General features: G+C 39.2%; 27 protein-coding genes and 2 pseudogenes. 19 read left to right on the top strand and 10 right to left on the bottom strand.

The genetic code is table 11. The features are described 5' to 3' along the window. Positions 1-2: 2 nt before the first annotated feature. From D2V08_RS01620 to D2V08_RS01610, 3 genes are all read right to left on the bottom strand, one after another. Complete coding sequence (locus D2V08_RS01620) at positions 3-806, bottom strand: alpha/beta hydrolase (RefSeq protein WP_119606384.1); 804 nt, start codon at positions 804-806, stop codon at positions 3-5. 74 nt (positions 807-880) lie between these two features. Continuing rightward, positions 881-1,462 carry a Crp/Fnr family transcriptional regulator gene (locus D2V08_RS01615; protein ID WP_182835461.1) on the bottom strand — a complete coding sequence of 194 codons (582 nt, stop codon included), beginning with the start codon at positions 1,460-1,462 and terminating at the stop codon, positions 881-883. Positions 1,463-1,752: 290 nt separating this feature from the next. Then, positions 1,753-2,079 carry a hypothetical protein gene (locus tag D2V08_RS01610; protein WP_147374044.1) on the bottom strand — a complete coding sequence of 109 codons (327 nt, stop codon included), beginning with the start codon at positions 2,077-2,079 and terminating at the stop codon, positions 1,753-1,755. Positions 2,080-2,236: 157 nt separating this feature from the next. Here D2V08_RS01610 and D2V08_RS17275 point away from each other — a divergent pair, with 157 nt between their 5' ends. After that, on the top strand, positions 2,237-2,407 hold the full coding sequence (locus D2V08_RS17275) for a hypothetical protein (RefSeq protein ID WP_182835460.1): 171 nt from the start codon (positions 2,237-2,239) through the stop codon (positions 2,405-2,407). A 176-nt stretch (positions 2,408-2,583) separates the two neighbouring features. On the opposite strand, the gene D2V08_RS01605 is transcribed toward D2V08_RS17275, so the two are convergent. From D2V08_RS01605 to D2V08_RS01595, 3 genes are all read right to left on the bottom strand, one after another. Continuing rightward, positions 2,584-2,805, bottom strand: a complete 222-nt coding sequence (locus D2V08_RS01605) for a heavy-metal-associated domain-containing protein (protein WP_119606381.1) — start codon at positions 2,803-2,805, stop codon at positions 2,584-2,586. Positions 2,806-2,903: 98 nt separating this feature from the next. Beyond that, complete coding sequence (locus tag D2V08_RS01600) at positions 2,904-5,123, bottom strand: heavy metal translocating P-type ATPase (protein WP_119606380.1); 2,220 nt, start codon at positions 5,121-5,123, stop codon at positions 2,904-2,906. Positions 5,124-5,212: 89 nt separating this feature from the next. Continuing rightward, positions 5,213-5,776, bottom strand: a complete 564-nt coding sequence (locus tag D2V08_RS01595) for a helix-turn-helix domain-containing protein (protein ID WP_119606379.1) — start codon at positions 5,774-5,776, stop codon at positions 5,213-5,215. 774 nt (positions 5,777-6,550) lie between these two features. Between D2V08_RS01595 and D2V08_RS01590 the strand changes: the two genes are divergently transcribed. The 3 genes from D2V08_RS01590 (at position 6,551) to D2V08_RS01575 (ending at position 10,623) form a co-directional block, all read left to right on the top strand. Further along, on the top strand, positions 6,551-7,390 hold the full coding sequence (locus tag D2V08_RS01590; RefSeq protein WP_119606378.1) for a bifunctional helix-turn-helix domain-containing protein/methylated-DNA--[protein]-cysteine S-methyltransferase: 840 nt from the start codon (positions 6,551-6,553) through the stop codon (positions 7,388-7,390). Between the two features lie 628 nt (positions 7,391-8,018). Next, positions 8,019-8,345, top strand: a complete 327-nt coding sequence (locus tag D2V08_RS01580; protein WP_119606376.1) for a hypothetical protein — start codon at positions 8,019-8,021, stop codon at positions 8,343-8,345. A 127-nt stretch (positions 8,346-8,472) separates the two neighbouring features. Then, a complete protein-coding gene (locus tag D2V08_RS01575; protein WP_182835459.1) occupies positions 8,473-10,623 on the top strand; it encodes a carbohydrate binding family 9 domain-containing protein in 2,151 nt (716 codons plus the stop codon). A gap of 310 nt (positions 10,624-10,933) precedes the next feature. Here the strand turns inward: D2V08_RS01575 and D2V08_RS01570 are convergent, their stop codons facing one another. Both D2V08_RS01570 and D2V08_RS01565 read right to left on the bottom strand, forming a co-directional pair. Beyond that, positions 10,934-11,629, bottom strand: a complete 696-nt coding sequence (locus tag D2V08_RS01570; protein WP_119606374.1) for a LytR/AlgR family response regulator transcription factor — start codon at positions 11,627-11,629, stop codon at positions 10,934-10,936. Continuing rightward, positions 11,626-12,438, bottom strand: coding sequence for a sensor histidine kinase (locus D2V08_RS01565; RefSeq protein WP_119606373.1), 813 nt, complete (start codon positions 12,436-12,438; stop codon positions 11,626-11,628). The genes D2V08_RS01570 and D2V08_RS01565 overlap by 4 nt, the downstream gene beginning before the upstream one ends. Before the next feature lie 204 nt (positions 12,439-12,642). Between D2V08_RS01565 and D2V08_RS01560 the strand changes: the two genes are divergently transcribed. Beyond that, complete coding sequence (locus D2V08_RS01560) at positions 12,643-13,815, top strand: metallophosphoesterase (RefSeq protein WP_119606372.1); 1,173 nt, start codon at positions 12,643-12,645, stop codon at positions 13,813-13,815. A gap of 39 nt (positions 13,816-13,854) precedes the next feature. Next, positions 13,855-14,538, top strand: coding sequence for a CPBP family intramembrane glutamic endopeptidase (locus tag D2V08_RS01555; RefSeq protein WP_182835458.1), 684 nt, complete (start codon positions 13,855-13,857; stop codon positions 14,536-14,538). Positions 14,539-14,693: 155 nt separating this feature from the next. Here the strand turns inward: D2V08_RS01555 and D2V08_RS17185 are convergent, their stop codons facing one another. Then, on the bottom strand, positions 14,694-14,885 hold the full coding sequence (locus D2V08_RS17185) for a hypothetical protein (RefSeq protein WP_147374043.1): 192 nt from the start codon (positions 14,883-14,885) through the stop codon (positions 14,694-14,696). A 580-nt stretch (positions 14,886-15,465) separates the two neighbouring features. Between D2V08_RS17185 and D2V08_RS01545 the strand changes: the two are divergent. From D2V08_RS01545 to D2V08_RS17270, 13 genes and pseudogenes are all read left to right on the top strand, one after another. After that, positions 15,466-15,672: pseudogene (locus D2V08_RS01545) on the top strand (transposase); the annotation flags it as partial. Between the two features lie 134 nt (positions 15,673-15,806). Next, positions 15,807-16,223 (top strand): hypothetical protein, encoded by a 417-nt coding sequence (locus D2V08_RS17470; protein WP_119606369.1) that lies wholly within the window; start codon positions 15,807-15,809, stop codon positions 16,221-16,223. A 406-nt stretch (positions 16,224-16,629) separates the two neighbouring features. Next, positions 16,630-17,121, top strand: a pseudogene (locus D2V08_RS01535) (helix-turn-helix domain-containing protein); the annotation flags it as partial. Between the two features lie 27 nt (positions 17,122-17,148). Continuing rightward, a complete protein-coding gene (locus D2V08_RS01530; protein WP_119606367.1) occupies positions 17,149-17,487 on the top strand; it encodes a helix-turn-helix transcriptional regulator in 339 nt (112 codons plus the stop codon). A gap of 61 nt (positions 17,488-17,548) precedes the next feature. Beyond that, positions 17,549-17,977 carry an SRPBCC family protein gene (locus tag D2V08_RS01525; protein ID WP_119606366.1) on the top strand — a complete coding sequence of 143 codons (429 nt, stop codon included), beginning with the start codon at positions 17,549-17,551 and terminating at the stop codon, positions 17,975-17,977. Next, the gene (locus D2V08_RS01520) at positions 17,974-18,447 is read left to right on the top strand and encodes a hypothetical protein (RefSeq protein WP_119606365.1); all 474 of its coding nucleotides are present in this window, start codon (positions 17,974-17,976) and stop codon (positions 18,445-18,447) included. The genes D2V08_RS01525 and D2V08_RS01520 overlap by 4 nt, the downstream gene beginning before the upstream one ends. Before the next feature lie 18 nt (positions 18,448-18,465). After that, on the top strand, positions 18,466-18,747 hold the full coding sequence (locus tag D2V08_RS01515) for a hypothetical protein (protein WP_119606364.1): 282 nt from the start codon (positions 18,466-18,468) through the stop codon (positions 18,745-18,747). Between the two features lie 65 nt (positions 18,748-18,812). After that, positions 18,813-19,325, top strand: coding sequence for a DUF2461 domain-containing protein (locus D2V08_RS01510; protein WP_119606363.1), 513 nt, complete (start codon positions 18,813-18,815; stop codon positions 19,323-19,325). 353 nt (positions 19,326-19,678) lie between these two features. Continuing rightward, positions 19,679-20,269 (top strand): NAD(P)H-dependent oxidoreductase, encoded by a 591-nt coding sequence (locus tag D2V08_RS01505; RefSeq protein ID WP_119606362.1) that lies wholly within the window; start codon positions 19,679-19,681, stop codon positions 20,267-20,269. A 199-nt stretch (positions 20,270-20,468) separates the two neighbouring features. Then, positions 20,469-21,044 carry a TetR/AcrR family transcriptional regulator gene (locus D2V08_RS01500; protein WP_119606361.1) on the top strand — a complete coding sequence of 192 codons (576 nt, stop codon included), beginning with the start codon at positions 20,469-20,471 and terminating at the stop codon, positions 21,042-21,044. A gap of 163 nt (positions 21,045-21,207) precedes the next feature. After that, positions 21,208-21,930: an SDR family oxidoreductase gene (locus tag D2V08_RS01495; protein ID WP_119606360.1), complete on the top strand. Its 723-nt coding sequence runs from the start codon at positions 21,208-21,210 to the stop codon at positions 21,928-21,930. A gap of 95 nt (positions 21,931-22,025) precedes the next feature. Next, positions 22,026-22,727 (top strand): SDR family oxidoreductase, encoded by a 702-nt coding sequence (locus tag D2V08_RS01490; protein WP_119606359.1) that lies wholly within the window; start codon positions 22,026-22,028, stop codon positions 22,725-22,727. A 927-nt stretch (positions 22,728-23,654) separates the two neighbouring features. Beyond that, positions 23,655-23,804 (top strand): hypothetical protein, encoded by a 150-nt coding sequence (locus D2V08_RS17270; RefSeq protein ID WP_182835457.1) that lies wholly within the window; start codon positions 23,655-23,657, stop codon positions 23,802-23,804. A 203-nt stretch (positions 23,805-24,007) separates the two neighbouring features. Here the strand turns inward: D2V08_RS17270 and D2V08_RS01480 are convergent, their stop codons facing one another. Beyond that, positions 24,008-25,198 (bottom strand): tetratricopeptide repeat protein, encoded by a 1,191-nt coding sequence (locus tag D2V08_RS01480; RefSeq protein ID WP_119606357.1) that lies wholly within the window; start codon positions 25,196-25,198, stop codon positions 24,008-24,010. Positions 25,199-25,400: the final 202 nt, after the last annotated feature.

Raw genomic sequence — 25,400 nt, 5'->3', positions numbered from 1 at the left:
ATTCAATTCAAGTTTTCATGGAAGAAGTCCAATGCCTTTTCCTTGTAGATATCGGAGTGTTCAGATCTAATGATCTTGGCATGATCAGCCCTCTTCACCGTCCAAAGCGCTGTGTTGACCGGTGTATTTTGCATGAATCGTTTTCCCATGGAAACCGGGGTCCATTGATCGGATTCGGAATATATATAAAGAATGGATTTTATGTTTTTGGCCTCCTTGATACGCTCGAGCATGTTGATTTTTTTTCTGAACTTGGGCATGAGAAGATTTAACATCCTCAAAATTTTATAGGCCAAGGGGTAATGTATCCAAAACTCGTCCAGCGTTGTTGCCGCACTTTCAATAATTGCAAATTCATAAGGGTTTGAAGCATCTGCAAAAGCAATGGTTGCCCACTGGCCGCCCAAAGAAACCCCATGGTATCCGATGGGTAGGTCATTGCACAATTCCTTGGTTTTATGTCCCATGGCAAGGATGTCTTCATAATACGCAAAGTTCCCACAATCACTCTCTCCAAAACCGTTGATGTCGAACACCACTACATTGAAACCGTTCCCAAGTAGGAAATCCGCATATCCATTTTTGAGGAAGAAACCCTTTGCTTCCTTTCCCATGGGGTGCCCAAGCACTATGGTGGCCTTTGGCATGTTCTGACCGGTTTGGGCAAATAGCCCTTTGATGTTCACTCCTGATTTGCTATCGACCTGTATAACGGACCATTTTTTTCGTTGCTCCATGGACAAGGGGTTTCTCCATTTGACCATGAACCTTCCAAAAAACGGCATTTTTAGAATCTTGTACATCATATGTTCATATCCACTTTTGACATAAAAATGAAAATACGCAATGGTGTTATAACATCCCCTTGACCTAGGTTAGTTTATTGTTCATTGCTTGGTTTAACCAAATTTCTCCGTATCCTACTGAGACTTTCCGGATGGATTCCAAGATACTTCGCTATGGACCCGATGCTTACCTGGTTGGTAATTTCTGGGTGAAGTGTTATCAACCTGAGGTATCTTTCCTCCCCAGTGAGGGTCAATAGCTCTTTCTCGCGCCTTACTTTGCGTAGGTAGAGCTTTTCGGTTTCCTTGCGCCCGAGCTGATTGGCCAGCAAAGAATGCTCGTAAGCTTGTGCCAATTCCATCGCGCTTACTATTTCCACATCGCAGTCCGTAGTGGCGATCATTTGTACGTCGGAAGGCGCTGAATTCAATAGAGAGGTGTAGGAACAGACAAAATCTTCCTGGAAAAAAAAGTCAACGATCCTAATATCACCGTTGGAGTTTTCTATGTTCGCTTGTATAATGCCCTTTTGAAGAAAATATACGTTATTCTCAATTTGATTGTAGTCACAGATGATTTCCCCTTTTTTCAATGTTCTTTTAGATACTTTAAATGGTAGCTCTTCCTCACAAAAGGAGTCGTCGATATGCTTCTGTATGTATTCGACAATATTCAAAGCAAAGATTTGTGAAGCATGGGCTATATTAGGAGAGTATGCGGTATAATTTACGGTTTAAGCTGTTTACTAATATACTAAAAAAAAGTCAGACCCCGATTCGATGGATATGCGAAAGTCCATAGGGTAAAGGATCTTTCTAGCTACATCTTGTTGAAAAAACCCTTTTAGGTTGAGGTCTGTTTTACCCTGGTATGGTAAATGGTTATTGAACCTATTGCCGATATGGTCGCGAAAAGCAAAAGAAAGGCACTCAAACCATATAAACTGAAAAAGTTTTTCAGTTTTGGTTAAAAATCCTCTCCTACCAATAGGACTTCTACCGTGTCGCCAACAAAATAGAACTGGGGTCTGGAAGAAAATCTTGACCTGAACCTTTTGGTCCCTCCTGTCGGTAAATTGTATGCAATGATAGGGATGTGCTTTCCACCGCTGCTTATTTCGCTTTGTACCACAACCCCTTTGACAATGGGGCTTTTTTCAATTTCCCTTATAGAATACAAAAATGAAAGAATACAAAGCACAGTGGCCACTATGGTCAAGGTCATTGCAATTAAAAAGTGGGACTTGGGTCTTGGACTCCAAGACCAGCTCCAATTTTTTTGAAATACCCTCATTCTTTTTGATTTTCTATGCTAACTAACGGATACATGTTGGGAAATAGTACTGGATGCTATCCCCAACTATTGGATATTCTTTCAACAATGTTTTGGAAATCAATCATTCAAAAATGAACACTTCTTCCATGGACAGTTAAAACACTTTTGACCTTTTATGTACTGGATTCAAGGATGGATGGTATTTTCCTTTTCCAGAAATACCATTGTTTCCCGATGGGCATCAACGTGGCAAGGAGATTGGAACGTAGCGCTGCTCAATGATTACCTCCTTGGTCCGTTAATTGCCGTTCGAGATGAACATCCTCTTTTTTATCAAGCTGAATGATTTTTATTCAGGTTGGCCAAAGGGATGGCACTCACACCTCTACAGGTTATTGGCAAAAAAGCCCTCGACTCTAAAGTTAAGGGCTCTGTCACGTCTATGATGACACTGTCTTGGCTGCAAACATATCGATAAAGTCAATGATATGTAGTGCCTGTTTTTTTAACCTTATAGTGGATTTAAGCCACTAGGGTCTCAATTTGAAAACCTTTCTGTTTGACGATGTCGGCTATTTCATCTTTCGTAATGCCCTTGGACTTGACCGTAAGGATTTTATTGGCGTTATCCGTATCCACGTGCCACTGCACGATACCTTCCTGGTTATCCAAATCTGACTTTACTTTGGATACACATCCCCCGCAATTGAGATTTGTTTTGAACTGAAATTCTTTATGTTCCATGCTATAAAATTTAAGTATTATTTGTTAATGCATATTTCGTAACAATACCCCGAGATATTATTATGTTATTTCTTATTTGATTTGTGAGATTTACTGTTTTACTTTTTCCATTTTAACCGCAAACTATTGCTTACCACACTCACACTGCTCATTGCCATGGCCGCTCCTGCAATCATTGGATTAAGGAGGAAATTGTTTATCGGATAAAGAATACCTGCAGCTATCGGAATACCGATTAGGTTATAGATAAAGGCCCAGAACAGGTTCTGCTTTATCGTTGCCACGGTTTGTTTTGAAAGTCTTATCGCCAGTGGTATTTTGGTCAGGTCTGATGAGATGATCGTCATTTTCGCAACGTCCATGGCAATGTCCGAACCTTTGCCCATGGCTATGCTGACGTCCGCTGTTGCTAAAGCGGTACTGTCGTTTATACCATCACCGACCATGGCGACAACCTTTCCATCTTGTTGTAGTTCCTTTATGAAATTCGCTTTATCCTGTGGCAACACCTCAGCCTGGTAATTTTTAATTCCCGTTTGCTCGGCAATCGCTTTGGCAGTTGCTTTATTATCCCCTGTCAGCATGTACAGATCAATTCCCATTTCCTGCATTTCTTTGATGGCCTGTATGGACGTTTCTTTGATCTCATCGGAAATGGCAATTGCCGAAAGTGCATGTTCGCTGTTCGAAAACCAAATAACGGTTTTGGACGATCTGCTCCATTGATCTGCTTTTCGTTGTAAGGGTTCCGGAATGCTGACATTGTTCTCCGTCAATAGCTTTTTATTGCCAACATAGTAGGTTTCTTTTTTGTGGTCCGCTTTGGCACCTTTACCGGTAATACTGTCAAAGTTGGACAAGGCCAGGGTAGTTTTTACATTAAAATGTTTTACTACGGCCTCAGCCAATGGATGTTCTGACTGCCGTTCCATGCTTGTTAAGATCGTTTTGGCCTTATCATCATTGTTGAGCCATTGGATATCTGTTACCTGGGGGCTGCCCGCTGTAATCGTTCCTGTTTTATCCAACACAATGGCATTGACCTTTTTCGCCATCTCTAAACTTTCCGCATCCTTGATCAGGATACCTTGCTCCGCACCCTTTCCGACACCCACCATGATTGCCGTAGGTGTGGCCAACCCCAAAGCACAAGGACAGGCAATGATCAAAACAGTGACTGACGCCATCAAACCTTGGACCACGCTGTTGTCACCACCCAAGGTGAGCCATAAAATATAGGTGAGCACCGCAATGGATATGACCACGGGCACAAAAACACCTGCAATTTTATCCACTAACTTTTGGACAGGTGCTTTGCTTCCCTGTGCGTCCTGTACCATTCGAATGATTTGGGCAAGCATTGTATCCTTACCTACTTTTTCGGCTTTGAATTGAAAACTGCCTTTTTGGTTGATGGTTCCTGCAAACACTTTTTCGTTTTCTTCTTTGGGAATGGGCATGGGCTCTCCGCTCAACATACTTTCATCCACATAAGAACTCCCCGTGGTGACCAAACCATCGACCGCAATTTTCTCACCGGGCTTGACCAGGATGATATCGCCTGTCTCCACCTCTGCAATTGCCGTTTGTTTCTCCAATCCATTGGCTTGTATTATCGTTACGGTCTTAGGTTGTAAACCCATCAGTTTTTTGATCGCGTTTGATGTATTCCCTTTGGCTTTTTCTTCCAGCAATTTTCCCAACAAAATGAAGGCAATAATAACCGATGCCGCTTCAAAATAAACGTGGGCATGCAGATTCCGCTGGTGCCAAAAATCGGCAAGGACCATATTGAACACACTGAACAAATAGGCGATTCCCGTACTCAATGCGACCAGGGTATCCATATTGGCAGAACGATTCCTTGCGTGTTTCCAGGCATTGATGAAGAAGTCCTTGCCCAACCAGAATACGACCGGTGTGGAGAGCGCCCACATAATGGGTTCCGCATAGGGCATATTCATAAAGAACATTCCTATCACCATAATGGGTAGGGACAAGATAACTGACCACATGGTTTTGGCCTTCAGCTGTTTGAATTTGGTTTTATGGATGCCTTCCAAGGTTTCCTGCTGTTTGGACTCATCTTCAATCAATAGGTCATAACCACCGTTTTGTACCGCTTTTTTTAGTTGGACGGTATCGGTGGTCTGGGTCAAGTATTCGACCGTTAGGTTTCCTGTTGCGTAGTTTACAGAAGCATGTAGTACACCTTCCTGGAATTTCACAATGTTTTCAGCACTGCTAGCACACGAAGCACATGTCATACCCAATACAGGTAAAGTCTGGGTAATTGTAGTATCGTTTGTTGATGCCATATTTTGATCGTTTTCTTTTTACGATGCAAGATTGGCATATTATGGCTATATGTTTTTATGGAATTTTGGAAATGGTTTATAAGATTTACTCATACCTCGTCCAACGGTTTTCTTCTATCTTCGCGTATCTTTTTGAAATGGCTGGGCGAAAGCCCGGTCACTTTTTTGAATTGATTGCTCAAATAACCGACACTGGAATAATTCAAGCGAAAGGCAATCTCACTTAAGGATAATTCATCGTACACCAACAGTTCTTTGACCTTTTCAATTTTTTGGGCAATGAAATATTTTTCAATAGTGGTCCCTTCCACTTCCGAAAACAGGTTGGACAAATAATTATAGTCATGATGCAATTTACTGCGCAACACTTCTGAGAGATTGGTCTTTACCTCATTGTCCTGATAATGTACAAGGTCGATAACTACATTCTTTATTTTTTCAATGGTACGGCCTTTCTTGTCGTTAATGAGCTCAAAACCCAAAGTGTTCAGGACCTCTTCCAATTTTCTCTTTTCTTTGGCCGAACATCCATTAGTTAATACAACCTCTCCCAGTTTGATATTGTTGACATCCAGACCCAATGCGTCCAATTCTTTTTGTACGACCATGATACATCGATTGCATACCATATTTTTGATAAAGAGCGTTGTCATATTTTCTTTTTGAATGTTAGTCGATTCGTTGTTGGGTTTACAAATTTCGTTATCGTGTTGGAATCGTGGAAACCCCTTTAATTCGATCGGTCTGTTCGGAAATGATTTTTTATGATTTAGTGGTCTGTTGGAAGTATGATGGTTTTGAAAAATACCGTACGATTTTTCAAATATCCGATATTTTTTTCGTTGGTTTCAAAATTTTCTTGGGATGCAATGGTATACATACCAATTGCAACATATACTTCATTGGCCCGGAACATGATTCCAATATGGTTCAAAGCAATCGTTATTCCAGTTCCATTGTGCTATCTTGACCAGCCCATTTTATCCATAACCAGGCTTCCCACTCGTAAACGCCTGCCAATAGGGTTCTTCATTGTTTATGCTCCTTTCATTCATTAGGTTCCGTTTGAGATCTTGACGCTCTTTGAAAAACAGGTGCTTTTTGTTTTCAAGTAGCAGGTCATACCTTGTTGAACTCCATAGGGGATGTCCGGTTTGCAAATGGTGAATTCCAGGTATACCTATTTAAAGTGTCCTATGTTTGTTTTCCTTATAATGTCGGTTTACTCAGGTCTTTGATTCCATCCCAACACTTCTTAAATGAGGTGAAATGTATGGATTGAATCAATTTATAATGCTAAATTTACCATTGTATTGCGAACCTGGATTAAGATGTGGCTTCAATTTTTCAATATTGCGCAATAATCGGGTTTTCCCTTTGATAGCGTCATGATAGTTTTATAGAGCAATCATCTGAAATTAACAGTTATGGAAGTACATGAGGACGTCAATTATGAAAGGATAGCCAAAACCATTGAATATATAGAAAAGCACCATAAGCAACAGCCCTCGCTAAATGATTTGGCGGAAATCGTACATCTTAGTCCTTTTCACTTTCAAAGATTGTTTAAGGAATGGGCAGGTATAACACCTAAAAAATTTCTCCAATTCATTAGTATACAACACGCTAAGAGCCTACTGGGTGAAAAGGGGGCAACCTTGTTCGAAACAGCCATGGAAACAGGGCTATCCGGTACAAGTCGATTACATGATCTATTTGTGAACATTGAGGGAATGACCCCAGGTGAGTTCAAAAACGGTGGAGAGTTATTGCATATTAATTACAGTTATGCGGAAAGCCCTTTTGGAATGGTGACAATTGCATCCACAAAAAAGGGATTGTGCCATGTAGCATTCTGTGATGATGAAGAAAAAGGACTTTTCGAATTAAGGTCAAGTTTTCCCAAAGCCGCTTACAAACAAAGAGTAGACCAAATTCAAGTTAATGCGCTGAAGTTTTTTGCCAATGACTGGTCTGATATTTCAGAGGTTAAATTACATCTAAAAGGCACGGATTTTCAGCTCAAAGTTTGGGAATCACTCCTTAAAGTACCAAAGGGTCGCTTAGCCAGCTACACGACGATAGCCCAGAATATAAATAAACCAAAAGCGTCCAGGGCAGTTGGCAGTGCAATTGGGAAGAATCCAATAGCTTATCTAATACCCTGTCATAGGGTAATCAAGTCTACAGGTGAACTCGGAGGTTACCGTTGGAACGAAACACGGAAAAAAGCAATACTGGGTTGGGAATTCTCCCAGACGAAATAACATTTTTCTTGATGTCCACATGCTTGAAGTTTTGGATCTGTGCGCACAACATTTTCATTTGATGTTTTGTCAAATAAGGAAAAGTTATTTTCAAAAGCTTATTGAGGGTAGGGTTCATATTGATGCAGCAAGCCCGAAGGAGAGCGGTCAAAGGCAACCGTCTGAAATGGATAAAAGGGGGCACGTTAGGGTTCCCCTTTATTTTTTGTTGGTATCGGGAGTATGGCTACTTTATAATAATCTTAAAACATTGGATTTGTAAAGTCAGGAAAGCTCGTCTTCGGACCGAAACCTTCGCGATGCCACCAAATTACTCGTTTCTTGTTGTGGCTCAATACATCACAAAACGTCGTCGTCTTATTTTAAAGTGGCCGCGTACAGTGGGATGAGCATTGGTCCATAAAAAAACATATCACACGGTTATGGGAATACAAAAACACCCAAGACCAAGGTCAAAGCTTCGCTTTGCATAGGATTGCCAAGTAATCATAAAAGAGTTTCGCCCTTGTGGCCATTGGCTTCAAAAGCCTAATGAAATCAGAAAGTGAATAAGACTTCAACATGAGCAAGAAACGGGTTTTAAAGTCAAGTAAGGGTTGTCAGTTTTACATCTTTTAAAACTAATATTATGACTGCAAAAAATCACTTGGCTTTTCTCTTGTTTCTACTTTTTTTATCTCCAGTACGGTCTCAATTACCTGATGTTGAAGAACTACAATTGATAGAGGATGCCATATTCCTTGAACATCCCACTGATATGGTTGATGAAATGGCAAAACTAAAGGTGGGTGACACTTTAACGTTGATCACATTTTCCAAAGCAACGGGGCAACTGCTTGAACACCGATATACCTCAAAGGAGCAAACGATAACGGAACTGAAAAAAACAGGGTTTCGAAACCGCTATTTTGTGCTGTTGATCGGTAAGACCGCTCTCTTCCATATGGACAATTGATGTGTTTGAAATTCCGCAAGAATCAGGTTTTAGGCTCCCGGTGTATGGACTTGATTTGCCCTGAATTTAAATACCGTTCAAGATGAAACAGATATGTCTTTTAATGTGCTTGTTTGTGTTAACCAGCATGAATTCACAAAATATATTCAGTCCTTCAAGTGATCCTAAATCCATTGAGGCTGTTCTTTCTTCAGAGCCTATTAAGGTGGATGGCAAGTTGGATGAGGCTATTTGGCAGAACACTGCAAGATTGGCAAATTTCACACAGATTGAGCCCAATCAGGGCGAACCTTCCAAATTCAATACCTATGTTCAGGTGGTCTATGATGATAAATATCTATATATAGGTGCTTTTTGTGAGGACCTGGAGGGAAAAAAGGGATTACGGGTTCCTGATTTGGGAAGAGATTTTTCGTTTAGGTCAAATGACACCTTCGCGGTTGGTATTGATGGGTTTCATAACCAGAGGAATACGGTGACTTTTGCCACAAATCCTTATGGGACACAAAAGGACTATCTTTCTTTTGATGATACGTATTTTGATAGTGAATGGAATGGGCTTTGGAAAGTACGGACCAGTATTACTGACAAGGGTTGGTATGCTGAGTTCAGAATTCCATGGAAAACCATTAGATACGGAAAAACTGAAAAGTCCGAATCGATATGGGGCATAAATTTTGTCCGACAACGTAGGAAAAGCAATGAGATTTCCGCATGGTCCCCGTATCCGAGAGCTTTTGGTTTTAATAGAGCTGAATATTTCGGTAGGCTGGTTAAAGTGAAAGCTCCCAAACCGACCACCAATTTACAGGTCAACCCCTATACGCTTATGGAGTTCAAAAGAATGGAAACCAACGGCGTAACGGAAATAGATCAAAATGATGTAAGAATCGGAGGTGATTTAAAATGGGCCATAAATTCCAATACACTGTTCGATTTTACCATCAATACGGATTTTGCGCAGGCCGAGGCTGATAGACAGGTAAACAATATAAGCAGGTTTACGGTTTTTTTTCCTGAAAGGAGGCAATTCTTTCTTGAGAATGCATCTCTTTTTGGTCAAGGATTGTACAATGACCAGGGCCTTTCAGGCAATTTGACCATCGTTCCCTTTTTCAGTAGGAGAATTGGTCTGTCCAATGATGGTAGTCAAATCCCAATAGATATGGGGGGCAGACTGGTACATCAATCCAATAAACGGAGCCTGGGTGTAATGGGAGTGAAGGAAAGGGAAACCACTGGTAATGGTTCCGCTTACAATTTTGTGGGAAGATATATTGGCAACTTTGGTAAGCAGAATAGAATTGGAGTAATCGGAACTCTGAAAAGTACGGATGATGGTACTAATATTGTCAGTGGTATGGATGGTTTCTTTCGTTTGGATAAATCAAACAGTATCGGTTTTCAAATGTTGGGGTCACACGACACCACACGTGATGATTCTGGATTTGGTGGCTATATCCAATACCGCTATGATTCCAATTTATTAAATGGCTGGGTTACACAATCCATGCTGACCAAAGAATTCAACCCGGCCTTAGGCTTTATATCAAGGGAGGATGTGATGGCCACATCCACCGGGCTTATTCTTAATTATAGGGGGGATAAATTGCCTTTACCAAATATTTTGAGAGCTTTTAGGCCCAGAGTCGTGGGTAATTGGTACTTGGAGTCTTCAACTGGAAGGTTGACAGAAAGGGAAATCACTGTAAGTCCTTTCTGGATTGAGGCGCAGAATGGCGCATACTTTAGCTTTTCCGCTAGGTTTATAAATCAAAATATCTACGAAGGATTTTTTCTTTTGAATGAAGAGATAGACACAGGTTCATTTCAATATAATAGATATAGTTTTGGATTGGGTACGGATCCTTCCAGTAAAATATCGACCGGCGTTAACTATGGATTTGGTAAATTCTATAACGGTTCGTTGGAAACCATCGACCTGTCCATATCCGCCATTCCTTTGCCCAATATTTCCATAAGGGCATCGTTAAATAATAATTCGTACAGTTCACTCGGTTCAATGCAGGCATCTAGAAGTGTAAACTTGCTCACATTGGAAGGAAAGGTGTTTGTAAATCCACGTATCGCCTTAAGTGGTCTCTATCAGAAAAATAATAGGACAGGTTCAGATTTCTATAACTTAAGGTTAGCATGGGAATACGGTCCATTATCCTATTTCTATGTTGTGTTGAATTCAAATAAAATCGCGTCCGAAACGATCAGTAGTATTGAGAGTCAAGGTATAATCAAGCTCAGTTTTCTAAAACAATTTTGAGTTTCGCCAAAGCTATTTGAATTTTTATAGTTTGATTGATGTATCATGGGTTTTGGAATGGAATTTTGGGTATCGATCGTGCGGCAATGATTCAATGGTCCATGTTTTCGTATAACTAAAATTGGACGTATTGGGTTTTCTTTTCTCCTGGAATTGGATTTCCAATCACAACCGAAGACCTCCGATAGTTTGCCGGAAGCCCTTGTTTGCGGTAATATGTATTAAAAACATCGTTGAGCAAGGTATTTGCCCAGCCAACGAACCTTTTTAAGGTATAATTTCAATACCCAAATGTTCCAATACCCATGTTTTATTGAATCAATTTATTCACATTTCCCTTGTAGAGCTGACCAATGGGAACGATATGATCACCAATATGTATCCTATTGCCCTCGATGGATCGGATCCGCTTTATGGCAACAATAAAGGATTTATGAACTTGTAGAAACTCCTTTTCAGGTAATACCCTTAGAAGATCGGAGATCTTTTCACGTACCTTGATCTTTTCGCCCTCAAGTAAGATATTGCAATAATTTCCGATGGACTCAATGAAAATTATATTGTCCAGGTCCACTTGCACGTGCATTCTGTTGCTGCGTAAAAAGATGCGGCGATTTTCCTGTATTAATTCTTTAGATGCCATGGGCATCCCGTAATTTCGGTTTTCCGTTAATTTGTTGATGGCCTTCACAAAACGTTCAAAATCAAAGGGCTTCATTAAATAGTCCACGATATCGAGTTCATAACCCTCCACGGCAAATTTGTCGTAGGCCGTGGTAACGATGACCTTAGGGGGATTTTTCAAGGTCCTCAAAAGTTCAAACCCCTTCATCTTTGGCATATGGATATCCAGAAAGAGAAAATCCACCTCTAGGGTCCTCAACTTTTTCAGTGCCTCGATGGGATCATAACACTGTGAGACCAGCTCAAGATGGGATAGGGCCGAAGCATACTCCTTTATTATTTCATGGGCTATGGGCTCGTCATCAACGATCATGTATTTCATTGTGGAAGGATTTTTAATTTTGCGGCATAGACCCCTTTTTCCATCTCGGTATGGAACTCATACCGCGATGGATAGAGCAATGCCAACCTACGTTGCAGATTTTTTAGTCCTATTCCTCCGGTGGTTCGTTCCCCATTCCCAAAATTGTTAATGACCTCAAAGACTACCGTTCCTTGGGCGGAACTTAAATGCATATGGACGTAAGCATTCTCGGTCATTGTATCCACTCCGTGCTTGAAAGCATTCTCGACCAGGACTAAAAAGAGTAATGGGGCTATCTGTAATTCCAAATCTTCAATCTCGACCTTGAATACGGTGTTCACTTTTTTAAGGCTACGCACTTTCTGTAGGTCAATGAAATCATGGATGCATGCAACTTCTTCACTCAAGGTTACTTGTGGTCTCTTGGCATCATAGAGACTATAGCGCATCATATTCGAAATTGACAGGACCAGTTTTCGGGCGCGTTTGGGATCCAATGCTATAAGTCCATACAGATTGTTCAACATATTGAAGAAAAAATGAGGGCTGACCTCGGTCTGAAGGAACCGAAGTTCCGCATTGGTCCGCTCCTTTTTCAAACTCAATATGTCCTTGATCTGTTGGACACCCCACCTCACTCCAATATAAACGATAGCTAGAATCAGTAGGCTGTAGTAGAAGGCCAGTATCTTGGCCCAAGTGATATCGAGGTTTAGTTTCAGTGTGTCCTGACCGGTCCGCTCCAATGCATAGATAAGCACGATCACGGGTGTCACGGTGGACACAAAGAAAGTTACCAACACTATTTTTCTAAATCGCCTTGCCATTACATCAAAGGTAATTCAAATCCAAAAGGCAATGAAGGGGTAGGGACAAAACCACGATATAGCGTGACGAAGTCCGTAAATGTTGTTATGAATCCCGTTCAACACCGTTCCCATTGCTTTTTATGTCCTTTCCACAGGGTTTATCCCACTTATTCTCGGAATAGGGGCAACGGTTTTAGGTTTGCGACAAACAAATCCAGTATTATGAAAAAACGTTTGGTAACCTATTTCAAGAATGTTTTTGGAACTCTTTTGATAGTGTCATTGTTGGGAAGTATTGTGCTTATCGCCTTGAACGGAAACTTCAATTACGGTCATCATGATAAACGGTTCGATTTGGATAATGAGGGACCCTTTGTATTTCATGAAAATGATAGCTTGATGAGCATCAATTTTATAAAAGGCAATAAGAACGATGGATTTTATGTGGACCGTAAATTCTTTGGTAAAGAAATAACTCCTGAAACATATAGTTATTTTGCTTTGGAAGGTTCGAGATTTGATTTTGAACTTCACACGGAAATCAAGCCTCCGAAATCGATCTATGAGGATGAGCAGAGGATTATCGCCGTATCGGATATCGAGAGTGGTTTTCGAACCTTCAGGGATTTTTTGATCAACAACAAGGTGATCGACAAGCAATTGGAATGGACTTTCGGTAAAGGACATCTGGTGTTGGTGGGGGATTTTGTAGATCGTGGTTTTTCAACGACCCAAGTACTTTGGTTCATCTACAAATTGGAGCAAGAGGCCCTGAAACAGGGTGGACAAGTGCACTTCATTCTGGGCAACCACGAAATCAAGAACCTCCAGGACAATTTCCGTAAGGCGGCTTTTAAATACCACGCCGTTGCTGATATTCTGGAAAGACCGCTATCGGAACTCTATGGCCCGGAATCGTTTTTGGGAAATTGGATGTCGAGCAAGAACACCATGGAAATGATCAATGGCCATCTTTTTGTCCATGGGGGCATTCATCCAGAAGTGGCCAAAACAAAACTCTCTTTGGACGTGATCAATGCATTGATACGGTCTAAATATCGTCACCCCTATTATCCTAGGCCGGACAGGACGGATACCCAACTTTTAATTGATATACGGAAGGGCCCGGCATGGTATCGCGGCTATTTTAATGGAGAACTTTCGGAAGTCGATGTTAACAAAGGATTGGACATGTTCGGAGCCGAAGCAGTGATAGTGGGCCATACACCACAACGAAAGGTCAGTAAGCTCTATGACGGTTTGGTATTTGGCATTGACGTACTTCATCCGAAAGATTATATGGACAGCTTTCCTTTTAAAGCTTCCGAAGGGCTCCTCATCCAAGATGGTCAATATTTTAGATTGCTCTTTGACGGAACGCCCATTGAACTCTGATAACTATAAAATCTTAATGAATCAATTTTAACTATGACTATGAGAAATAGAATAAACCAAATCCTGACAAAACCCTATATGGTGGTAGCGGTCATGTTGTTCGCGCCTTTACTTAAATTTTTTGACCGTAATTTCAGTTTTTTCTTTGGACTGGGCATCGTTTGGCTGATCCTTTGGGCAACACGCTACAAATGGTCACTTTTTGGGCTGGGGAAGAAATTAAACCTCAAAACGGTTTTATATAGTTTGGTACTGACGGTCTTTATGATCTTCTTTGATAATTTTGTGGAGTTGATTGTCCGTCAATTTTTTGGGGAGGCCAATTTAAGTTCCTTGGATGATATCAAGCACAATACGACCAATTTTGTCATTATCCTATTGATTGTTTGGACCTTGGTCTCCTTTGGGGAAGAGTTGTTGTACCGCGGTTATTATATGAAATGGTTGGCCGAATTGTTGGGCGACTCCAACCGGGCGTGGATTGCCTCCGCAGCGATAACTTCCCTGTTGTTCGGTCTTTCACATTATTATCAGGGCCCCACTGGTATGATCACCATCGCAATAGGAACCTTTGTTATGTCATTGGTCTTTGCCAAGTATCGGGATAATCTTTGGATTTTGATACTGACACATGGTTTGGTGGATACCTGGGGTCTTACCTTTCTCTATCTGGATAGGACAAGTCCGGTTCGACAATGGATGGAGCAATTATTATTAGGATAGGTTCAGGGGGGCTGGTCAATTTCCATCCCCCCATGGATGAAGTCGCATAGGGAATGAAACTGCATTGCTTGAACGCCCATGTTCTTAGAAGCCCCAGTTGCCTTTAGGTATCTTTTTGCCATAAAAATTTGGAACCAAAAGATGTTTTTTATTGGTTAATGCAGCTTCAGTTTGTTTCTGTATCGGGTAAATCCCAGCTGGTAATTACTGTCGGACAAATCAAGCATTATCCCGCTATAGTCTTGACGGTCTGTAAATGGCCTCAGTTCTTCCATTCCCAAACCCATTGTGTAAAAAGTCTTGATCTTGGCCCGTTGGTTGGTTGGTCCCACAATGCAGAATTGCATCTCATTTTTATTTTGGTATCGTTCGATGCTTCTTTTTGATAAAAAGGTATTGATCTGATTTGACGCTTCATGAGAACGGTACGTTTATGATTTGAAACAAAGTTTTTCTGACCAATTGAAACCGTCGGTTTTAATAAAATCAAAAAGATGATAAAGCTCAATGGCATTATGATGTGCAATTTCTGGTTGTTCATTTGGCTCTCTATTTCACAGGATCAACCATATTTTTACAGGCCGGTTCTTTTTATACCTATCAATGAGGCATTTGTCCAATTCTATACGGGTTATCGATATGAGATTGGGGTCTCCAATGTTTTCATGCCTGTAATGTTTACGATCTGGATTTCATCAAAAGTCTAATACTGGCTAGGTGTGAATACAGCACAATAGGGACGATAATGGCCGGTAGCCAGACAAAAGGGAAATAGGCCACTCCGATATTGGGCTGTTCCAGGGCCAGTTTCTGGATTGGTGTCTCTGCACTTAAAAAGGCTATGGTCAGGATATTTATCAGAAGCCCCAGACAAACGAAATTCCAGAGGAGGAGTCCCTTTTTTCCAATCCATTTTTTGACAAAGACCACACCACAAACCTTATCGAGAACCTGAACGGGAAGATCAGGAAGTACACCAAGAACAAGCTTTCCTTCCCGACCGACGATGCGGTGATGAAATCCGTATATTTGGCAACAAGGGAAGCGACCAAGAAATGGTCCATGCCCATCAGGAACTGGGGCATCATTTTAAACCAGTTCCTTACGATCTATGAAAAAAGGGTCAGACTCTAATAAAGTCCAACCCCCGTTATTTTCAACTTACACACTTATTGGGATAGTGTCTTCAATATTATGCTCACCCTGATTTCAGCTTTAATAATACCAATTTCTATTATTTCATAGGTGCTGTTGGAATAGCCTTACTTATGGCTTTCAGTGCATGGTATAGTGTCCATCAGGTGAGAAGTCTTACCGCATTGAATTATGGCGCAACCAGCTATGATTATCTAAAGTCGTTTAATCAATGGCTGAAAAACGTCCTTATAAAAAATGAAAACATATTTAGATTTTCTTATTCATTGTATTTCCTATTCGCTATGATTGCTATTTTAACGGTATGGAGCAAACAGGAAAATCTTATCGCCAAAATAGCACAAAAATATCCCAACCTTATTTTTAGAGGCGACATCCCTTTAATTGTTTTGATAATTATCGCAATTGGAACATTACTAATATTTATTTTCTCACGTAAAATCTATAGATGGGATGTCAGAATTGTTTATGGTAGAATATTTGACAATTTGGAGGCAACTATAAAAGAAATGGAAGGGCTTAGGAAATAATAAGAGTGGTCATATCCGATTCAGCAGCTTCTATTGATAAACTAGTCCCTTCCGATTAAGGGCTGATAACATACAATAAAATAGGATAGGCAGTACCTCGGAAAAATGGTGAATCAATGGGTAGTGTTAAGCAACTATTTGTTTATAAAAAGATTAAAGAATTCTGAATCATGTATTGTGTTTGCCATCGGATAGGTGGAGACGAGGACCAGAATTCATCGGGTATGAAGTGTAAGATGGATGTAAGCGAGCCTGGTCTACTCACATTGAACAGGAGAATATTAACACTAATTTTATGAAGATAGTGATGTCCTAAAATTTGTTAGGCTACCAGCTCTTGTGATAAAAATGATAAATATAAATAAAGGTGAAGTAAGATTATTTATGTAGTTTCAAAAAGGGAATTATGATACTTGAATATAAAACATTGGAGCTGTATGATAAAATGTTATTTGAGACGGTAATTCTTAAACCGCCATATAATAAAAGTAATCCAATGAGAAACGAAGCTTGTTTTCTTTATGTCATTGAGGGCGAATACGATTCTATTTCTGAAACGGAGAAATTGACGGTTCAGACTGATGAGTCTGTACTTATGAAATGTGGAAACTATCTTTCATCAATGCCCAAAGCAAAAAACTCTGACAATTATAAAGCGGTTGCCGTTCATTTTCATCCTGATGTGTTAATCAAAATTTATGAGAACAAGTTGCCCTCTTTTCTTAAACAGAAAAATACTTCAGCAATTGGTATGTGTTAACTCAATAGTGACATTTTAATTAAGAAATATATTGATAGTATTCTGTTCTATTTTGAAAATCCCAACTTAGTCAACGAGGACATATTAAGATTAAAACTAAAGGAAATCATATTACTCTTGAGCCAGACCAAGAACGCATCTGCTATTCGTGCGGTACTATCAAACATGTTCCATCCTACAACCTATTCTTTTAGGGAAATTATAGAGGTACATTATTATTCCAATATAACAATGGAACAGTTGACTAAATTGAACAACCAGAGCCTATCGACTTTTAAAAGAGAATTTAAAAAAATATACAACGCCTCTCCCGCCACCTATTTGAGAGATAAAAAACTTCAGAAATCAATTGAATTAATCGTATCCACAGATATGCGAATGGCCGACATTGCCTATAACTGCGGCTTTGCAGATGATTCTCACTATTCAAAAACTTTTAAGTTACGGTTTGGGGTTTCTCCCACACAATATAGAATGACCCATTTTGACAAATCTTTGAACTGACCTTAAAATGATTTTGAGAGGTATTCCATAAGCTTTGTGATCAAATTAAATCTCAAATATCATGAAACCAAACCAAGTGAAAATTTCAAGAGAGCTTAATGTTTCACCAGAGCAGGCCTGGGACGTTATTGCTGCTGTTGAGGGTGTTGATAAATGGTTTGGTTCCATTATAAAGACGTGCGATGTTGTCGACGGAAAACGTTTTTGTACGACTAAAGATGGTGTTGTCTTGGAAGAACAAATCCTCGAAGTTGACAACGAGACCAAAACCTTTAGATTCGGAATTCCCAAACAAGAAATGCTCCCAGTTGAAAACATCATTGAAACAATTATGGTAACGAATAATGAAAATGGAAAAGCGATTATTGATTGGTCAGCTAGTATTGAGGCAACCAATGAGAATGCAACTATTGCCAAGGAAGCTTTCCTAAACCTTTGGGCCATGGGATTGGAAGAAATGGAAAATTTTATAAATAATAGGAACCAATGAAATTAACTGTTCACATCTGGTTTGCTACTTTGGGCTTGGCATTCTTGTCCTGTAACGAACAAAAAAAGTCTGAGAGTATTGAAGAAAAGATAGAGGTAAAAAACAAAAATGAAAAAATGGAGATAGAAAACAAAGAAATCAAAAACGTTGCTTTGATGTGCATTAAGGAAGGTGAAGAGGAGCGCTTTGAAGAATATAAACGAAAGGGTGGGGCTATCCTTGAGAAATACGGTGGTAAGATAGAGCGAATCGTCGAGCCTAAAATGTTGGCTAAAGGTGAGATGGAATTACCTAGCGAAATTCATTTTGCTCCTTATCCAAGCCTAGAAGTTTTTAATAAATTCAATCAAGACGAAGAATTCATAAAGATTAGAAATGAGTATGCAGTGCCAGCTTTAAAGGACATTTCTGTTTTTACTTGTTATAATACAGATTTTGAATTTAAAAGTGAAAAAGGGGATATAACCTAAACCTTTGGGATTGCTCTTGTGTATTTTAACGATGGAAAACAATATGAGGAACAGTTCTCAGAGTACCATGATAGTGCGTGTGCCATAATGCCGGAATTTGGTATGCAATTCAAGCGTTTTATTGTTCCCTTTCAGTACAAGGGGAATTTGGAACGACCAGATGAAATTCACCGTTTTTATTTCGATTCTATGGAGGGATTACAGCAAATGGGATCAGACGAAAGAATGAAAGCATTGTTTCCGAAAAGGGATGCGTCGCTCAAAAACTTGTATTTCTTCATTGGTGAGGGGACATTGTAACTAATTGCGTAATTAATTGATAGGTGCCAACTATCCAGTTGGCACCTTTTTTTTAGACTATAGTAATGAGGTGTTTCAATGAACGAACCATAGAGTTTTTAAATGAACTCCGTTTAAACAATAACAGGGTATGGTTTCTGGAAAATAAGAATCGTTTCAAAAAAGAGGTAGAAATTCCATTTAACACCTTTACGACAGATTTAATAATAGAATTGAAACCATATATCCCTAATTCGAATGTAGTAGCGAAAGATTGTATTTTCCGAATTTATAGGGATGTTCGATTCGGTATGGACAAGACACCTTGTAAAAACCATGTTTCCGCAATGATAAGTCCAGGAGGGAGGAAGAATAAAACCACTCCAGGTATATATGTGGAAATCTCAGGGCAGGCAATGCGGGTGCTTAGTGGCTGTTATGTTCTGTCTACTGGCGAAATTGAAAAGGTCAGAGGGCATATTTTCAATAATTTGGAAAAATTTGATTCCTTGATAAAAGCGCCTGGGTTTGCAAGTACCTTTGGCCATATCAGAGGGAAAAGTCGAGCCGTATTCCCAGCTTATATCGTGATGCTTTAAAATTGCAACCATTACTTTGGAATAAGGCATTTTATTTTCAGAAAGACTACGATGTACTTCTAACAGTTAGTGATTAGCTGATGAAAACAATCATTAATGATTATGAGAAGTGCCTCATGTTAAATAGGTTTTTCTAGGATGCCCTTCAGAATTGCTGATGATTGGTGCATCATCGATCCATAACCAGAATAAATTCATTTCTATTTAAATAAATATAACATAGAATTTGCAGGTTTTATTATTTATACTACTTTTGTAGTAGACTGGTCTAATAAAATTGTGGTTTCAATGCGATCATTGTGTTTTTTGTGGTTGGATAAACTAATGTTTAAATAAATAAAATAAACGAGTTAATGAAAACAGCTTTGATCATCAACGCCCATCAGAAATGGGAAAAAATGTCTGAGGGTAAATTAAATGAGTTCTTTGAACAAAGCATAATCGATTATCTGGTAGGCAAGAATATCAAAGTGATTACCACAAAGATAGCAACTGGGTATAAAGTCAATGAGGAAATTGAAAAACATGAGGTAGCGGATTTGGTCATTACCCAAACACCTGTTTTTTGGTTTAATACGCCCTGGATTCACAAAAAATATATAGATGAGGTGTTTACCGAAGCATTGATGCATCAAAAAATTGTTGTCTCGGATGGTCGTCAGCTTGGGGATAGGTCCAAACAGTACGGGACAGGAGGGGTTTCCCAAGGTAAGAAATATATGTTGTCCGCCACCTGGAATGCGCCAAAAACTGCGTTCAGTGATAATGATCAGATTTTGTTCAAGGGTAAAACAGCGGATGAAGTTTTACATAATTTATCCGCGGTATATAAATTCTCCGGTTTTGAAATTTTAAATGGGTTTCATTCATATGATGTCCTCAAGAATCCGGATATTGAAAACGATACCAAGAGATTGGTAAACCATATGGGTCAGTTATTTTAATACTAGGAATAATTGCAAATGTTTGAAAAAGATGTCATTGTACACGGTCTTATCCTGTATCCTGATATATGTATTGTAATTAACTATTGGGATTGGGAGCGGATATGTGTTAAAGCTAATTTTTAAAGGTACAGGGTTTGATGTGATTTGGTTTAAAAGGAATAGTATTTTTACAGATGTCTAATGTAATTTTTTAAGCATGAAAGATGAGGTTGTTAAAAACATATTGGAAGTGGGTACCGAACTGATTCTTGAACATGGATATCACGGTGTGGGATTGAATAAAATATTGGATGAAGCCAATATACCTAAAGGCTCGTTTTATTACTATTTCAATAGTAAGGAGGATTTCGGAATACAGGTGGTGCAGCATTACTCCATTAAAAGCCTAGCTCTACTTAATAATTGTTTGAATGATGAAACAAAGGACCCTAGGGAAAGAATCATTTCTTTTTTTGGCCATATGAAATCCGTGTATCAAAAGAAGGGCTACAAGGAAGGATGTTTACTTGGAAATTGCAGTCTTGAACTATCTGATTTTTCGGAAGGATTTCGGAAAGCGATAATGATTGAGTTTGGAAAATGGGAAGACGTCATTGAAAACTGTATACGAGAAGGTCAGGAGAGGGGAAATATTAAAAGCCTTGAATCCGCCCAAGTTTTAAGTAGTCTTATTCTGATGAGCTGGGAGGGAGCATTGTTGCGCATGAAGGTGGCAAAGAATGCTGATCCAATTGAAACATTCATCAACTTTTTAGATGATTACGTATTGTAATATTTTTTATACTATAATATATAGTAGACTGGTCTAATAATAAAATTAAAAGCTTTGAAGCTATTAAACAAAGATTTCATCTAGATAGAAGAAATCCTCAATAGTGAATTTTAATAATAATCAAGTGATAACAACAATCAAATCAATTTTTAAAACAAATCAAATGAAAACATTGGAAAAGCAGAAAGTAGTAATTATCGGAGGAAGTCAGGGGATTGGCTTAGAAACAGCTAAAGAAGCAATTGCGAAGGGGGCCGATGTAACCATTGCAAGCCGATCTATGGATAAGCTGGAGAGGGCAGAGGAATATTTGGAAGGAAAAGTTAGCACTTATCAATTGGATGGGAGTATAGAAGAGGATGTAAAGTCTTTTTTTGATACGTTCGACAAAATCGACCATTTGGTCGTTTCCTCTTCCGGCGGATACGGTGGTTCGATCAAGGAACTTGATATGAAAGCGGCAAAGGAACTCTTTGACTCGAAGCTTTGGGTACAAATGCATGCCGTAAAGCATGCAAGCCCCAAAATGGATAAGGGGGGGTCTATAGTTTTGTTTTCGGGAATCGTCAGCAAAAAGGCAATGGCTGGACAAATGCCATACACTGGTGTTGGTGGAGCGGTAGAGTCATTGGGGAAAATGTTGGCATTGGAATTGGCTCCAATTCGTGTCAATGTGATTACACCTGGATTTATTCATACATCAGCATGGGATACTTTCATGCCCGCTGCCCAACAGGAAGAATTTTTTAAAGGGTTCTCGGAAACCATTCCGGTAAAAAAAATAGGGGTGGCAAAGGACGTAACCAAAGGAGTACTCTTCTTTTTGGAAAGTGATTATGTAACAGGAGCTGTTCTTGACATTGATGGTGGCCAAAAATTGGTGTAGTATTTTGTTTTGGGCAGCAGTTCATCTGCTGCCCATTAATAATAATTATTGAATTCATTTAATAGGTAAATTGTAATCATAAAAGGCAAGAGGCAATGATGAAGAACAAAAAAATAATAGTCACTGGTGGCAGTTCGGGAATTGGTAAGGAGACTGCAAAAAAGCTAATTGAAAAAGGTGCACAGGTCGTGATAACTGGTAGAGATGAAAATAAGCTAAAAGATGTAGCTGCTCAAATAGGGGCTATCCCCCTTTTGTTTGATATCAGCGAGCTTGCATCCATCCCAGAAAAGACCAATCAAGCCATTCGGCTACTTAACGGCAACATAGATGTATTGATCAATAATGCGGGTATTGGCAAATTTCCAATGCTTGGAGAAATTACCCAAGAGGACTTGGAGGAAGTTTACCACACCAACGTCTTTGGTTTGGCTTTATTGACGCAGGAAGTCATTCCTTATTTCAAGAAACAAGGTTATGGGGATATTGTTAACATTGGTTCTACCGCAAGCTTGAAAGGATTTTCTAGGGGTTCGGTTTATGCTGCTTCCAAATTTGCTTTGCGTGGAATGACACAATCATGGCAGGCTGAACTGCGTAAATTCAATATAAGGGTCTCCTTGGTCAATCCCAGTGAAGTAACAACGGCCTTTGCCGATATTACGAGGAAGGAACGAAAAGAAGAAACCAATAAATTAGGTCCTAAAGATATATCGCACACTATTGTTACCGGTTTGGAACTTCGGGAAAAAGGCTTTGTTCCTGAAGTTACGATTTGGGCAACAAACCCTTTTTAAGAAGATTGTCCATTGACAGGGATGTGAAGATTTTTCCCTTTGCGATTTAACTTGGGTTGAATTCTAAAATGGATTTAAGGATCATTTTAAGATAAGGGTGTAGCCTTCCTTAAAAATAGTACAGATTAAAACTAGAATTTTCTAACCTTAAATTTTAATTGTCCGGATAAAGAATAGCAAGTTTACAATAAGGATATCCACCTGGTCCGTCAATCACTTGTGGATTACAGCAAACAAAACTTGCTTCAGCAACATTCTCTAAGAATTTAGCATTCCATTTATCATCTCTTTGTTCTCGCGGAATCTTAAATAATTAATTAAAAAATACTTGTTTCTAATAAGCCTCCATAATAAGGTGTTTTTTCAGCTCGCTTTGTTAGTTTTTCAACTAATCCCATAATATCAATGTTTGTTTATAATTCACGGTCTTTCCAAAATTGGGCAAAACAATAAACCGTGAAGAATCGATATTCGAGCCTCGATGATATTGATGCGGTTCTGGGGCCAAGATCGGTTAACCTAGGAGAAGTAGAATTTAAAAATATGGTCCTAATGGCGACAATGTTGGTTTTCAATATTTTGGTCTTGATAACATGGTTACAAATTCATTTCACATAATGGTATCTAGAATTTTTTTCCTTTATGAATTATGGACGTGTTTGGGCTTATCTGAATTTGATTAGCCCAGCTATCTGACCAATCAATTGTCCGAACCACAAAAAATTAACCACCGATCCAAAAATTGATACTTCATGGTATCTGGCGGAATCCCTCAATCCAATAAGTTTGGAAATGATACTTAAGGGACTTATCGCACTGTTACTCGTATCCCCAAAATCTTCCCTGAACAAACATAAAATTATAAAACTTATTAGTGTGGCGAACAAATATATCTTTGCAAGTCCCTCCATCATATGAAGTTTCCATATGAGAACCAATTGCAATATCAGGCATATCAGTATAACGATTCCATTAAGTAATAGAAACCATCCTATTGCCATAAAAGTACAGCAAGTAAAGAATATGGATAGAATGGTTGCTGCAAATGGGTTTATGTTGAATTCCATTATGGTATAAAATTTAATAATTAGCAGTAACAGCATTTGTCACTTTTAAAATCATCCAACCCATCAAATCAGTTATGAACATATGGTCTTTATAAATGGGTTCACGAGCGTACCTTAGTTGCTTATGTTTTGAGGTTTTTGGAAATAGATGCCGTCCATCATTGGTCCTTTGTAATATGCGAGCCAACATTTTGCACGTATGATTGAAAATACTTAATGATTATTAAACCCTTTCAATATTTTCTTTGCCATTGTATTGGTGTTTTGAATATCATCCAACTGTGATATAGTCTTTCGCATTTTACTTATATCATGTTTGAACATCTTGTGTATTTTTTTGTAAAGTTCATGGGCTTTCACATCTTTTCCGGTTTGGGTGTAGCCATAGGCCAAATAATTGTAGGAATGGTAGGTGTAATCCTTGTCGTTTTTGGTGGCGTGCTCCAAATGTTTTTCACCAAAATGTACTAGGGCCTCAAAATCCTTGAGCGAAAATTTGTATAGGCTCAATAAATTCAAAGCGCTTGCACCATAGGGTAAATATTCCACTCCCTTTTGGAACCACATTGCAGCTTTATCAAAATTATTCTTGGACTTAAATCTGTAGCAGTTCCCAACAAGGTTACACGACTTTTCAATCAGTCCCCAATCTATGCTGTCTCGCTGGTCCAATATGGGTTCCAGTTGGGGCAGTAATAAATCCAATGCCATTTGTTTTCCCCCCTTTTTGTAAAGTTCTTCTGCTTTTTGGAATGCCTTCTCCAACTTGAGTTCAAGGAGACTAGCGGCGTTTTCTTGATCACGAGAGGTCAATTTTTGGAGAAAGGAGGCCCCTTCTTTTTTTAGTTGATCCGCCCATAAGTCAAAAATCAATTTTTGATTGTTGGGATGGTCCGACAATAGTCCAATCACATCTTTCCTAACGCTTTCATCGGGAAAGAAATTGGAAAATGCCGCGAGTTGTTGACTTACCGAATAAATTTCCACAGTTTCAATAGCCGCCAAATATGCGGAGAGTTTTTTTTCATTTTTTAGCTCCAGATAAGTCAGCCCCAAGACGACGGACATTAAAAATCGTTCCAGTTCAAAACAGTCCAATTGAGTAAACGGCCATTCCTTTCTGCTGAACTCTACTTCATAATAGCAATCATCCTCTTCGTCGAATTCGTCCGATGGAATGCTTTCAATTTCCCTAATGGTGGACTCAATGGAGTTTTCAAATTTATCCCATCCTTCAACGGGTAGGAAATCCCAATTATCTTTACGTGTCTGAGCCAAACACAATCCAAATTTATCACCGGACCATACCATTCGGATATAGGTATATCCTTTTTGCGGTCTTTTCAATATGTCTTGCTTGTAGGCGTTATAGAGTAGTTTCTTGGTTTCCTCGATCCATCTCATCGTTCGTTCCTGTTATTATGTTTTAAACTTACTGTTCCTTTTTACTTGCTGATTGCAAGTTTAGGTTGTTTAGAAGTGATACAATGACCCAAAAGGTTCAATTTATTGCTAATACAGTGCATGGACTTGCAACAAAAAAATGGACAATTAGATAAGAGTCATGCCGCTGATTTTTGGTCATACATTTCGTTTTCAAATTCCT

Origin of the sequence: Flagellimonas lutimaris (assembly GCF_003581615.1) — a bacterium.
Taxonomy (GTDB): domain Bacteria; phylum Bacteroidota; class Bacteroidia; order Flavobacteriales; family Flavobacteriaceae; genus Flagellimonas; species Flagellimonas lutimaris.
This window is presented reverse-complemented; position numbering and strand designations above follow the sequence as displayed.